The following is a 12,580-nucleotide window of genomic DNA, read 5'->3' on the forward strand; positions in this document are numbered from 1 at the left end:
TGCGGCTCGCCGCCGTCCCCGCGCCGCCGGATGCGCCGCCCCGTCGCGCTGATCGCCGCGGTCGCGCTGGCCTCCGGCCTGATCGGCGGCGGCAGCGCCGCGCTCATCGAGAGTGCCACGCAGGGCGGCGCAAGCGGTCAGAGTACCGCCGTGGTCAACGCGGGCGCCACCACCGGCAACGGGGTCTCCTCGGTGGCCAAGGCGGTCAGCCCCGCCATAGTCGAGATCAAGTCCCGTACCACCCAGGGCGAGTCCACCGGCTCCGGCGTCGTCGTCACCGGCGACGGCGAGATCATCACCAACAACCACGTCGTCTCCGGCGCCGGCACCGTCTCGGTGTCCTTCAGCGACGGATCGACGAAGACCGCCAAGGTCGTCGGGACCGACCCCGACAAGGACCTGGCCCTGATCAAGGTGCAGGGCGCGAAGAACCTCACGCACGCCACCCTCGGCGACTCCAGCAAGCTCGCCGTCGGCGACCAGGTCGTCGCGATCGGCTCCCCCGAGGGCCTGACCGGCTCGGTGACCAGCGGCATCGTCTCCGCGCTCGGCCGCGATGTGACCGTGCCCAAGGAGGACCAGCAGCAGCAACAGCAGCAGAGCCAGGGGCAGGGCGACATCCCGTGGCCGTTCGAGTTCGGCGGCAACCAGTACAACGGCGACACCGGCTCCTCGACCACCTCGTACAAGGCCATCCAGACCGACGCCTCGCTCAACCCCGGCAACTCCGGTGGCGCCCTGATCGACATGTCGGGCCGGATCATCGGCATCAACTCCGCGATGTACTCGCCGAGCGACGCGACCAGCAGCAGCGCCGGCAGCGTCGGCCTCGGCTTCGCCATCCCGATCAACACCGTCAAGGCGGACCTGGACACCCTGCGTGCCGGCGGCAGCGGCAACTGAGGAGCGGGAGCCGCACCTGAGAAGCTGGGGGCGCAACCGTCCGCTTCCCGTACACCCCGAGGACCCGACACCCATGAGCGCCGCCGAGCAGGGCGAGACGCCCGCCCGCATCCTGATCGTCGACGACGAGCCGGCCGTCCGCGAGGCGCTCCGGCGCTCGCTCGCCTTCGAGGGCTACGCCACCGAAGAGGCCGTCGACGGCCTGGACGCGGTCGAGAAGGTGGCCGCCCACCGGCCCGAACTGATCGTGCTGGACGTGCTGATGCCCCGCATGGACGGCCTGACCGCGGCCCGCAGGCTGCGCGCGAGCGGCGTGACCGTACCGATCCTGATGCTCACCGCGCGCGACACGGTCGGCGACCGGGTCACCGGACTGGACGCGGGCGCCGACGACTACCTGGTCAAGCCCTTCGAACTGGACGAGCTGCTGGCCCGCATCCGCGCGCTGCTGCGCCGCAGTTCGTACGCGGCGGCGGCCGGCGCGGCACCCGACGAGGGCGACACGCTCACCTTCGCGGATCTCCGCATGAACCTCGCCACCCGGGAAGTCACCCGCGGTGAGCGGCCCGTGGAGCTGACCCGTACCGAATTCACCCTGCTGGAGATGTTCCTGGCCCACCCGCGCCAGGTCCTCACCCGCGAACAGATCCTCAAGGCCGTCTGGGGCTTCGACTTCGAGCCCTCCTCCAACTCCCTGGACGTGTACGTGATGTACCTGCGGCGCAAGACCGAGGCCGGCGGCGAGCCGCGGCTGGTGCACACCGTGCGCGGCGTCGGGTACGTCCTGCGGTCCGGCGGTGCCGAGTGAACCTGCGCGAGGAGGCGGCCCAGCGCTACCGCCGGCTGCCGCTGCGCTCCCGGCTGGCGATGCTCACCGCGCTCGCCGTCGCGCTCGCCGTCGCCGCGTCCGCCGCCGCCTGCTGGCTGATCACCCGCGACCGGCTCACCGAGCAGCTGGACGCCACCCTGAGCAACGTCAGCGTGGACGCGGCGTACGTACGGGCGCTGGGTGCCGAGTGCAACGGCACCGCGCCCGACGGCATCCGCTTCCAGCCGACCCCGTACACGATCCAGCTGGTGTCGGTGGACGGCAGCGTGTGCACCTCGCCGGAGAAGTCGCAGATCCCCGCCGAGCGTGCGGACGTCGAGGTCGCGCAGGGCCGCGCCGGCGGTACGGTGCACACCGCGCGGGCCGCCGACGGCGCGGAGATGCGGGTCTCGACCGTGCCGTACCACGGGCCGGCGACCGACGCGCTGGGCAATCAGGTGGCGGTGTCCGTCGCCGCGCCCATGGACCAGGTCACCCAGCCGCTCAACCAGCTCGCGCTGGTCCTGCTGGTCGTCTCCGGGGTGGGCGTGCTGGGCGCCGCGACCACCGGCCTGTGGGTGGCCAGGGCGGGTCTGAAACCCGTGGACCGGCTCACGGCGGCCGTCGAGCACGTCGCCCGTACGGAAGATCTCGCGATCCGTATCCCCACCGAGGGCGAGGACGAGATCGCCCGGCTCTCCCACTCCTTCAACTCCATGACCGCCGCGCTCGCCGCGTCCCGCGACCTCCAGCAGCAGCTGATCGCGGACGCGGGCCACGAGCTGCGTACTCCGCTGACCTCGCTGCGTACCAACATCGACCTGCTGGAGCGCAGCGAGCGCACCGGCCGGGCCATCCCGCCCGCCGACAAGCTGGCCCTGCTGGACTCGGTGAAGGCGCAGATGGGCGAGTTGGCTGCGCTCATCGGCGACCTCCAGGAGCTGTCCAGGACGCCGGATCACGAGCCCGGCGGGCAGGGCGTGCCGCCGGTCGTGGCGCTGCACGAGACCGCGGGTACGGCGCTGGAGCGGGCCCGGCTGCGCGGCCCGTCCCTCACCTTCGACGCCGCGCTGGACCCCTGGTACGTACGGGCCGAGCCCGCCGCGCTGGAGCGCGCGGTGGTCAATCTCCTGGACAACGCGGTGAAGTTCAGCCCGCCCGGCGCCACGGTCGAGGTGCGCCTGAAGGGCGGCCTGCTGACCGTGCGGGACCACGGCCCTGGCATCCCCGAGGACGAACTCCCGCATGTCTTCGAGCGGTTCTGGCGCTCGCCCTCGGCGCGCAGCCTGCCCGGCAGCGGCCTCGGCCTGTCGATCGTGGCCCGCACGGCGCAGCAGGCGGGCGGCGGTGTCCGGCTGCGGCCCGCGGAGGGCGGCGGCACGCTGGCGGAGCTGACTCTGCCGGGTGCCGCCACCCCGCCCCCGGACCACGCGCCGGAGCCGGGCCGCTGAGCGCTCGTTACCGGGCGAAGTCCGACCCCAGTCCGGCCCCCGCCTCGGGGCCCCCGATCGCTCCGGGCCCGTAGGAGACGACACCGTCCGTCGTCAGCCCGCCCGCGGCGCCACGGAGGGACCACACCGCGCCCGTGTCCTTCGGGGCCGCGCCGTCCTCGCCCGGCGCGCCGGCCGCCAGATCCGCCTTCCCGTCGCCGTCCGTGTCGAGCAGCGAGACCGCCTCGCCGAAGCGGTCACCGGCCTCGGCGACGCCCGGGACGCCCGCGGTGTCCTGGTGGAAGGACTGTGCGCCGGTGCCGGTCAGGCCGCCCTTGCCGCCCTTGAGCAGTACCGTGCTGCCCGCGTCCTTCAGCGCCGCGCCGGAGGCGGACGTCAGGTCCTCGTACGGGACGCCGGCCGCGACGTCCGCGTACCCGTCGCCGTTCACATCGCCCGCGCTGAGCGAGTAGCCGAACTGGTCGCCCTCCTCGCCCGCGCCCGGGACGCCCGCGCTGTCCTGGGTGAGCGTCGTGGAGCGCTTGCCGGGGCCGTCCGCCGAGCCGTACGCGACCTTGACCGTGCCCTTGTCGTACGGGAGGTCCTCCACGACGCCGCCGGGCACCGGGCGGTATATGAGGTCGCCGTAGCCGTCCTTGTCGACGTCGCCGACGGTGGCCGTGGCGGCGTCCGGCAGGTGCGTCGGCTTGGTGGCGAGGCCGTCGGCGCCGCCCTTCCACAGCTCGCTCGACTCCGACATCTCCTCGAACGCGTGCATGCTGACCAGGTCGTCCCGGCCGTCACCGTTGAGGTCACCGGCGGCCAGGTCCTCGGAGAGGAAGAGGTGGCCGGTCGCGATGTCCGCGGTCCGGGCGGGCGACCCGGCACGGGTGAACGGCCCGTACATCACGTGCAGGCCGGAGGAGTCCCCGTCGCCCTGGCTGTCGGCGACCAGGTCCTGGTGGCCGTCGCCGTCGAAGTCCCCGGCGGTGAGGTTGCGGCCACCGGTGCCCGGGAGGCTGCTCGCGCCGCCCTTGCCGTCGGTGGAGCCCCACAGGACGACCGGCGCTCCGCCGCCGGTGACGACGAGGTCGGCGGTGCCGTCGCCGTCCAGGTCGCGGGCGGTGGTGTCGTCGCCGAAGCGGCCGTTCTCGGCGGGGTCGCCGGGCACGCCGGCGGTGGCGCGGCTGATGACCTGGTGCTTGCCGGTGGCGGCGCCGGAGGCCGAGCCGTAGACGACAGTGACGTAACCGGCTTTGGCCTTGCCGCCGACGGTGCCGCCGGGGGCGCCGGCAACGATGTCGGCGTAGCCGTCGTGGTTGAAGTCGGCCTGCGGGGCAGTGCCGGCCGGGCCCTTGGCCGCGGCGGCCTGCTTGTCGTCCGCCGGTGCCGCCTGGGCGGGCACGGCGAGGACGAGGGGAGCGGTGAGCAGGGCGGCCACCACGGCGCAGCGCGCTGCGGTGGGGGTGGGGCGGTGGCGCACGGTTCCTCCTGTGGTCGGCACCTGGACATCCCAAGTGCACCGTTCGTACACCTGCTACGACGCCAGCCACGGACGTGCGGTTGTATGCATAGCTACATCTTCTGCCCCACGTGCCCCGTCAGTGCTGTCGCTTCGCCGCGTCGCCGAACGGGATTCCGGTGCCGGAGAGTTGGGCCCGGATGCCGTCCCGCTCCACCGAGATCGTGCGCAGCCGCACGTCACCGGGGGTGGCCGGGAGGCGGAAGGACAGATCCATGCGGTCCGCGAGCTCCGGCTTGGTGAGTCCCGCGAGGCTGCCGAGGATCTTCGGATCGATGCCGACTTTTTTCAGCAGCCAGGGGTGGTCGACGACGACATCGACGAGATTGACCTTCATCAGCTTGCCGATGAAGCGCGGCGTGCCGATCAGGTCGTGCAGCTTCTGCTCGTTGTGCAGGGCGGCGTCGATGTACGCGTGCGGGATGCCGATGCGGTCGGCGATGGCCGGGACGGCGAGCATCGCCCGTACCTTGGCGGCCTCCCGGCTGAGCTGCCGGGCCGTCTTGCGGGTCAGCTGCAGGCCCTCGCCCTTCCCCGTACCGGGGCGGTAGACCGCGACATCGCCGATGTCCAGCCGCATGCCGCTGATCTCGGTGGAGATGCCGCGGTCGCCGGCCTGCCGGATGCGGGCCCTGGCGTGCATCCGCAGCTCGTGCCCGGCGATGGGCAGCCGCCCTTCCGCGCGTACGGAGTTGGGCCCCAGTTCGCTGAACTTGACCTGCGAGGCGCCCAGTTCGCGGTTCATGTCCTCGAAGGAGAGCAGTACGTCGCCGTGCATCCGGTCGACCGTGCCGCCCTTGAGGGACGTCGGCAGATCGCCGTCGAGCGTCACGTTCTCCGCCGTCGCCTCGAATTTCGCCAGTGAGACCCGGTCGGCGGCGAGGTCGGGGATGGTCACCCGCACCCGGTCCAGGCGCTTGTCCGCGACCTGGGTGAGGAAGGGGAAGCCCTCGATGTCCACCTCGGGGTCGGCCGCCAGGTGCAGCGAGTCCTTGAGCTTCTCGGCGGCCTTGTTCTGCGCGTACAGCACGGCGAACCGGTCGGCGAGGCCCGCGAAGGAGGCGGCCGCGAGCACCGTGGCGAGCAGCTTCACGGTGATCGGCACGGCGGCGAACCGGCCGATGCCGCGCTTGGCCTTGCGGTGGTTGGGCGGTGCCCACGCCTCGTCGTCGTCCGGCTCGGTGCGCAGCCCGAGACCCAGGGGGTCGTCGCGGCCGGGCTCGGGCTCCGGATCGGCCAGCCCGGCGAGCTCCGCGTAGGGATTGACCGGCGCGAACTCGCGGGTGTCGCCCTGCGGGTCAGGGCCCTGGGACGCGCGGGGCCGCTGTGAGTCCCGCGCGTCCTGCGGTGCGTGCGATGCGGATATGCGTGTGGGGGGTCGCATCGGTACATCCCACCATGCGTACGGCCATCGAACGCAAGTCTTACTAGAGGTAAAGGCGGATTTGGATGGTTACTTCACGACCGTGATGCGGTCCGCCTTCGGCGGGGCCAGCGGGCCGGACGCCGAGGAGTGCGCGCCCAGGTACGCGGTGAACGCGTCCAGGTCCGACGGGCCGACGAACTTGTCCTTGCCGTCCTTGAACGCGGCGAAGCCGTCACCGCCGCCCGCCAGGAACTCGTTCAGCGCGACGCGGTAGGTCTTCGCCGGGTCGATCGCCGCGCCGTTGAGCTTCACCGAGTCCTTGACCACCCGGTCCGCGCCCGACTTGGTCATGTCCAGGGTGTAGGTGAGGCCCTCGGACACCTGGAGGATCTTCGGGGAGGCCGCGTTCGCGCCGCTGACCTGCTGCTGCAGCGCGGTGATCAGCTGCGCGCCGGTCAGCCCGATCACGTTCGTCATGTTGGTGAACGGCTGCACCGTGAACGCCTCGCCGTACGTCACCACCCCGTCGCCCTCGCTCCCCGACGCCTTGAAGGCCAGGTCGGAGCGGACGCCGCCGGGGTTCATCAGGGCCAGCTGCGCGCCGCCCTTGCCGCTGTCCGCCGTCGCCTCCAGCTGCGCGTCGGCGATGACGTCGCCGAGCGGCGACTCGGGGGTGCTCGCGCCGCGGCCCGGGATGTCGCCTGCGATGTGGCCGACCGGCTTGTTCGCGACCGGCGCGGCCAGCCTGTCCCAGCGCTTGATCAGCGAGGTCAGGTCAGGCGCCTTGGGCTGGGTGCGGTCGACGACGTGGTTGGCCGACTTCACGGCCGTGCGCACGATGTCCTGGGTCTTCCGGTCGTACGTCAGCGTGGTGTCGGTGTAGAGCTTGCCGAAGGAGGACGCCGAGGTGACCATCCGCGGCTGCCCGGCCGGGTCCGGGATCGTGCACGCGTACGCCTGGTGGGTGTGCCCGGTGACCAGCGCGTCGACCTTCGGCGTGACCTTCTTGGCGATCTCCGTGATGGGCCCGGAGATGCCGTCACCCGCGCCGGGGCTGTCGCAGTCGTAGTTGTACGCGGTGGACGCGGGCGCCCCGCCCTCGTGGATCAGCGCGACGATCGACTTCACGCCCTGCTTCTGCAGCACCTTGGCGTACTTGTCGATGGTCTCGGCCTCGTCGTGGAACTTCAGGCCCTTGACCCCGTCGGCGCTGACGATGCCGGGCGTGCCCTCCAGCGTCACCCCGATGAAGCCGATCTTGACGCCCTTGTGCCGCCAGACCGTGTACGGCTTCAGGATCGGCCTGCCGGTCTTCTCGTCGGTGACGTTGGCGGCCAGGTACGGGTAGTCCGCGCCCTCGAATGTCCGCCCGTCCTCGTAGCAGCCGTCCTTCGGGTGGCAGCCGCCGTTCTGCAGTCGCGCCAGCTCCGCGCGGCCCTCGTCGAACTCGTGGTTGCCGACGCTGGTCACGTCCAGCTTCAGCTTGTTCATCGCCTCCACGGTCGGCTCGTCGTGGAAGAGGCCCGAGAGCAGCGGGCTCGCGCCGACCAGGTCGCCGGCGGCCGCGGTGACGGAGTACGAGTGGCCCCGGCGCGCGGTGCGCAGCGCGTTCGCCAGGTACTCCACGCCACCGGCCTCGATCTTCTTTCTGCTGCCGTCCGCCCGCTCCTCCTCCACGGTGCCGGACGAGCCCTGCGGCGGCTCCAGATTGCCGTGGAAGTCGTTGAAGGAGAGCAGCTGCACGTCGACGGTGCGCGAGGAGTGGCCGTGGCCGTCGGGCGTGCCGGCGCCGGCGGGCAGCGCCGCTGCGGTGACGCCGGCCGCGGCGGCCAGCACCGCGGCTCCGGCCGCCAGACGGCGCCCGACGCGGCGCCGGTGCGGAGTAGCTGACATCGATCGTCCCCCTTGTGGACAGCGGATGAGGAGTGGTCGAGCGACCGGAAGCCTACGGTCAACGCGCGTAGCGCAACAGGGGTGACGGGTTAAGGCGCGGTTGCGCCGGGGCGACAGCGGGCCGCCGCCCGACGGCGGTCGCCACCGGCCCCGCCGCGCGCCGTACCCTTCGGGACATGACTGACGCTGCACAGGGAACGGGCCCGGCCGGGCGGGACATGCAGGTACGGGAAGCGCTCACGCCGGACGTGGCCGGTGCCGTACTGGAGCTGATCGAGACGGCGGCACGGACGGACGGCCAGCCGGCCGTGTCCGAGCAGGGACGGCTGCAGGTACGCGGGGGACGGCGGGAGGGCGTGCGGCACGTACTGCTGCGCGCCGAGGGCGACCGCATCGTCGGGTACGGGCAGCTGGAGGACACCGACCCGGTCGAGGCGCCCGCCGCCGAGCTGGTCGTGCACCCCGAATTCCGCGGCAACGGCCTGGGCCGCAGGCTCGGCAGCGCGCTGCTGGAGCAGTCCGGGCGGCGGCTGCGGTTGTGGGCGCACGGCGGCCACCCCGCGGCCCGCCACCTCGCGCAGACCCTGGGCCTGACCCTCTTCCGCGAGCTGCGCCAGATGCGCCGCCCGCTGGCCGACCTGGAGCTGGCCGAGCCGGTGCTGCCCGCCGGCGTCACCGTCCGCACCTTCCAGCCCGGCACCGACGACGCGGCCTGGCTCGCCGCCAACGCCGCGGCCTTCGCGCACCACCCCGAACAGGGCTCGCTCACCCAGCGTGACCTGGACGACCGCAAGGCCGAGCCGTGGTTCGACCCCAAGGGCTTCTTCCTGGCCGAGAAGGACAGTGTCCTCGTCGGCTTCCACTGGACGAAGAAGCACGCGGAGGAGGGCCTGGGCGAGGTGTACGTCGTCGGGGTCCGGCCCGAGGCGCAGGGCGGCGGGCTCGGCAAGGCGCTCACCGCGATCGGGCTCCGGCACCTGGCCGGCGAGGGCGTGCCGACGGCGATGCTCTACGTGGACGCGGACAACGTCCCGGCCGTCACGGTCTACGAACGCCTCGGGTTCGTCACGCACGAGACGGACCTGATGTACCGCACCGAGCTCTGAACCGGTAACGGAGCCGGAGTTGACGGGCCGTCATGAGGTGGCGGCGGGGCTCAGCGCCCGCCGCCGCCTCCGCCCCCGGCACCGGATCGTCCCCTGCGGGTAGCCCCCCGCTTGCCTGTCCGCCATGTCCGCGTTACCGGCGATTCAAACTCGCTTGCGAGCATCACTGAATGCAGCCCTCCGCGCAGCCGGCCGGTGACCGAAGGCTCCGAGCCGCCCCGCCGCCTCCCGACGCGCCTTCCCCGCCGGGGGCGCGGAAGAATGAGGCCATGGACCAGCAGACCAGCGCCCAGGCCCCGGTAACGCCCCCGACGCCGTCCGCACAGGCTCAGCCCTCGGTCGGTTCGATCGCCGCGCACCGCCCGAACACCGTGGCCGCCTCCCTGCCCGAGCTGGAACCGGACCTCGACGCCGATCTCGACGCGTACGACGTCGACGGCGCCCTGGGCGACGACGGCGCGGAGCTGCCCGCCGGCCGCTTCCTGGACCGCGAGCGCAGCTGGCTCGCCTTCAACGAACGGGTACTGGAGCTGGCCGAGGACCCGGCCACGCCGCTGCTGGAACGCGCCAAGTTCCTCGCGATCTTCGCCTCCAACCTGGACGAGTTCTTCATGGTCCGGGTCGCGGGCCTCAAGCGCAGAATCGCCACGGGCGTCGCCACCCGCTCCGCCTCCGGGCTCCAGCCCCGCGAGGTGCTGGACCTGATCTGGACCCGCTCCCGCGAGCTCATGGCCCGGCACGCCGCCTGCTATCAGCAGGACATCGCCCCCGAGCTGGCCGGCGCCGGCATCCACCTGATCCGCTGGCCGGAGCTGACCGAGAAGGAACAGGCCCGCCTGTTCACCCTCTTCCGCCACCAGATCTTCCCCGTCCTCACCCCGCTGGCCGTCGACCCGGCCCACCCCTTCCCGTACATCTCCGGCCTCTCCCTGAACCTGGCCGTGGTCGTCCGCAACCCCGTCAGCGGCCACGACCACTTCGCCCGGGTCAAGGTCCCGCCGCTGCTCTCCCGCTTCCTGGAGGCGTCACCGCAGCGCTACGTCCCCATAGAGGACGTCATCGCGGCGCATCTGGAGGAGCTGTTCCCGGGCATGGAGGTGCGCGCGCACCACATGTTCCGGGTCACCCGCAACGAGGACCTGGAGGTCGAGGAGGACGACGCGGAGAACCTCCTCAAGGCCTTGGAGAAGGAGCTGATGCGGCGCCGCTTCGGGCCGCCGGTCCGGCTGGAGGTCGAGGAGTCCATCGACCCGGCCGTACTGGACCTGCTCGTCCAGGAGCTGAAGATCTCCGAGGCCGAGGTCTACCCGCTGCCCGGCCCGCTGGACCTGACCGGCCTCTTCGGCATCTCCGCGCTGGACCGGCCCGAGCTGAAGTACCCGAAGTTCGTCGCCGGAACCCACCGCGACCTCGCCGAGGTCGAATCCGCCTCGGCCCCCGACATCTTCGCCGCGCTGCGCGCCCGCGACGTCCTCCTCCACCACCCGTACGACTCCTTCTCCACCTCCGTCCAGGCGTTCCTGGAGCAGGCCGCCGCCGACCCGGACGTCCTCGCGATCAAGCAGACGCTGTACCGGACCTCCGGCGACTCCCCGATCGTCGACGCCCTGATAGACGCCGCCGAGTCCGGCAAACAGGTCCTCGTCCTCGTCGAGATCAAGGCGCGCTTCGACGAGCAGGCCAACATCAAGTGGGCGCGGAAGCTGGAGGAGGCCGGCTGCCACGTCGTCTACGGCCTGGTCGGCCTCAAGACGCACTGCAAGCTCTCCCTGGTCGTCCGCCAGGAAGGCGACATGCTGCGCCGCTACTCCCATGTGGGGACCGGCAATTACCACCCGAAGACCGCCCGGCTCTACGAGGACCTGGGGCTGCTGACCGCCGACCCGCAGGTGGGCGCCGACCTCTCCGACCTGTTCAACCGGCTCTCCGGCTACTCCCGCCGGGAGACCTACCGGCGGCTGCTCGTCGCCCCCAAGTCGCTGCGGGACGGCCTGGTCCAGCGCATCACCAAGGAGATCGCGCACCAGCGCGCGGGCCACCCCGGGTACGTCCGCATCAAGGTCAACTCGATGGTGGACGAGGCCGTCATCGACGCCCTGTACCGCGCCTCCCAGGCCGGTGTGTCCGTGGACGTCTGGGTACGCGGGATCTGTGCACTGCGGCCCGGCGTGCCGGGCCTGAGCGAGAACATCCGCGTCCGCAGCGTCCTGGGCCGCTTCCTCGAACACTCGCGGGTGTTCGCCTTCGGCAACGGAGGGGAGCCCGAAGTGTGGCTGGGCAGCGCGGACATGATGCACCGCAACCTCGACCGGCGGATCGAGGCGCTGGTACGGGTCACCGACCCGGGCCACCGCGCCTCGCTCGACCGCCTGCTGCGGACCGGCACGTCGGACACCACCTCCGCCTGGCACCTCGGCCCGGACGGCAACTGGACCCGGCACGCCGCCGACGCGGACGGCACCCCGCTGCGCAACGTACAAGAAATGCTCATCGACGCCCGGAGGCGCCGGCGTGGCCCTGCGACCTGACCTCTCCCCGCCCCGCGAGCGGACCGGTGCCCACGCGGCCGGCCCGGCGCCCGACCGCGCGACGGCCGGCGAGGTGCTCTCCGCCTACCTCCACGAAGAGTCGACGGCCTTCCTGCGCAGCCTGCGGCTGCACCGGGAGAGCGGTTCGGACGCGCGGGGCGCGGGCGACGCGGCCCGGGAACTGCGGGCCGCGGCCCGCAGGATCAGCGGCGCGCTGCACACCTTCCGGCCGCTGACCGACGAGGCCTGGGCCGACCAGCTGCGCGCCGAACTGGGCTGGCTATCGGGCACCCTGGCCCGCGAGCACGCCTACGCCGACCGGCTCGCCCGCCTGCTGGCCGCCCTGCACCGGGTCGCGGGCCCCGCCGAACCGTCCGGCGCCGCCAGAGAAGCGGCCGGCGCCGCCAGAGCCCCCGAGGGCGACGCCCCGCCTCCGCAGCGGTCGCAGAGCCGCACCGCGGGGACCAGGGAGGGCGCCCGCGACCCCAAGGACCCGGCCGCCACCACGGCTGCGGGGGCCGCGCGGGCCGGCGCGCTGCTGGACCGGCAGCTGACCCTGGCCCGCACCCGCGCCCACTCCGCGGCCCTCCAGGCGCTCGGCTCCTCGCGCTTCCACGCCGTCGCGGACGCCGTCGCGGTACTGGCCTCCGAAGCGCCGCTGGACAAGAATGCCGCCGACCGGCTCGCCACCGAGGCGCTGCCGCCGCTGGCCGACCACGCGCACCGCCGGCTCGCCGAGGCCGTCGCCGCGCTGCCGCTGACCCGCGTCGGCCACCCGTACAACGCCGCCGCGCTGGCCGGCGACGACCGCCAGGATGCCGCCTGGCACCAGGTACGGCTGCTGCTGCGGCACAGCCGGTACGCGCAGGAGGTCGCCGACGGCGGCGTCACCGACCTGCGGCTGCTGGAGGCGGCCCGCGCCCTGGAGCGGCACCGCCCCGTCCATGAACCGCTTCGGCCCCTGTTCGGAGGAGCGTCGGGGTCGGGCGGCGTGTACAAATCGCTCGGACTGAAGCGCTCGGCG

Annotated in this window: 9 protein-coding genes; 6 read left to right on the plus strand and 3 right to left on the minus strand. The window is 72.8% G+C overall.

Going from position 1 to position 12,580, the window contains the following annotated elements; genetic code table 11:
* From ABT381_RS32420 to ABT381_RS32430, 3 genes are all read left to right on the plus strand, one after another.
* The coding region (locus ABT381_RS32420) for a S1C family serine protease (RefSeq protein ID WP_351600538.1) at positions 1 to 903 on the plus strand (903 nt) is incomplete at its 5' end.
* 73 nt (positions 904 to 976) lie between these two features.
* Positions 977 to 1,711: a response regulator transcription factor gene (locus tag ABT381_RS32425; RefSeq protein ID WP_351600540.1), complete on the plus strand. Its 735-nt coding sequence runs from the start codon at positions 977 to 979 to the stop codon at positions 1,709 to 1,711.
* A 59-nt stretch (positions 1,712 to 1,770) separates the two neighbouring features.
* A complete protein-coding gene (locus ABT381_RS32430) occupies positions 1,771 to 3,162 on the plus strand; it encodes a sensor histidine kinase (protein WP_351600551.1) in 1,392 nt (463 codons plus the stop codon).
* A gap of 7 nt (positions 3,163 to 3,169) precedes the next feature.
* On the opposite strand, the gene ABT381_RS32435 is transcribed toward ABT381_RS32430, so the two are convergent.
* The 3 genes from ABT381_RS32435 to ABT381_RS32445 form a co-directional block, all read right to left on the minus strand.
* Entirely contained in the window at positions 3,170 to 4,624 is a 1,455-nt protein-coding gene (locus ABT381_RS32435; protein WP_351600542.1) for an FG-GAP and VCBS repeat-containing protein, read from the minus strand.
* A 118-nt stretch (positions 4,625 to 4,742) separates the two neighbouring features.
* On the minus strand, positions 4,743 to 6,047 hold the full coding sequence (locus tag ABT381_RS32440; RefSeq protein WP_351600544.1) for an LmeA family phospholipid-binding protein: 1,305 nt from the start codon (positions 6,045 to 6,047) through the stop codon (positions 4,743 to 4,745).
* 69 nt (positions 6,048 to 6,116) lie between these two features.
* Positions 6,117 to 7,922: a bifunctional metallophosphatase/5'-nucleotidase gene (locus ABT381_RS32445; RefSeq protein WP_351600546.1), complete on the minus strand. Its 1,806-nt coding sequence runs from the start codon at positions 7,920 to 7,922 to the stop codon at positions 6,117 to 6,119.
* Positions 7,923 to 8,098: 176 nt separating this feature from the next.
* Here ABT381_RS32445 and mshD point away from each other — a divergent pair, with 176 nt between their 5' ends.
* From mshD to ABT381_RS32460, 3 genes are all read left to right on the plus strand, one after another.
* On the plus strand, positions 8,099 to 9,028 hold the full coding sequence (mshD, locus tag ABT381_RS32450) for a mycothiol synthase (RefSeq protein ID WP_351600548.1): 930 nt from the start codon (positions 8,099 to 8,101) through the stop codon (positions 9,026 to 9,028).
* 269 nt (positions 9,029 to 9,297) lie between these two features.
* On the plus strand, positions 9,298 to 11,556 hold the full coding sequence (locus tag ABT381_RS32455; RefSeq protein ID WP_351600550.1) for an RNA degradosome polyphosphate kinase: 2,259 nt from the start codon (positions 9,298 to 9,300) through the stop codon (positions 11,554 to 11,556).
* On the plus strand, positions 11,540 to 12,580 hold a 1,041-nt coding region (locus ABT381_RS32460; RefSeq protein ID WP_502965733.1), incomplete at its 3' end, for a CHAD domain-containing protein. The genes ABT381_RS32455 and ABT381_RS32460, both read left to right, overlap by 17 nt.

The sequence above is a fragment of the Streptomyces sp. NPDC000151 genome, assembly GCF_040301705.1.
Taxonomy (GTDB): Bacteria; Actinomycetota; Actinomycetes; order Streptomycetales; family Streptomycetaceae; genus Streptomyces.

Bases quoted from the DNA above. Each gene is read 5' to 3' on its own strand.
- ABT381_RS32440 (WP_351600544.1), bottom strand. From the start codon at position 6,047: ATGCGACCCCCCACACGCATATCCGCATCGCACGCACCGCAGGACGCG.
- ABT381_RS32425 (WP_351600540.1), top strand. From the start codon at position 977: ATGAGCGCCGCCGAGCAGGGCGAGACGCCCGCCCGCATCCTGATCGTC.
- ABT381_RS32445 (WP_351600546.1), bottom strand. From the start codon at position 7,922: ATGTCAGCTACTCCGCACCGGCGCCGCGTCGGGCGCCGTCTGGCGGCC.
- ABT381_RS32455 (WP_351600550.1), top strand. From the start codon at position 9,298: ATGGACCAGCAGACCAGCGCCCAGGCCCCGGTAACGCCCCCGACGCCG.
- mshD (WP_351600548.1), top strand. From the start codon at position 8,099: ATGACTGACGCTGCACAGGGAACGGGCCCGGCCGGGCGGGACATGCAG.
- ABT381_RS32430 (WP_351600551.1), top strand. From the start codon at position 1,771: ATGCTCACCGCGCTCGCCGTCGCGCTCGCCGTCGCCGCGTCCGCCGCC.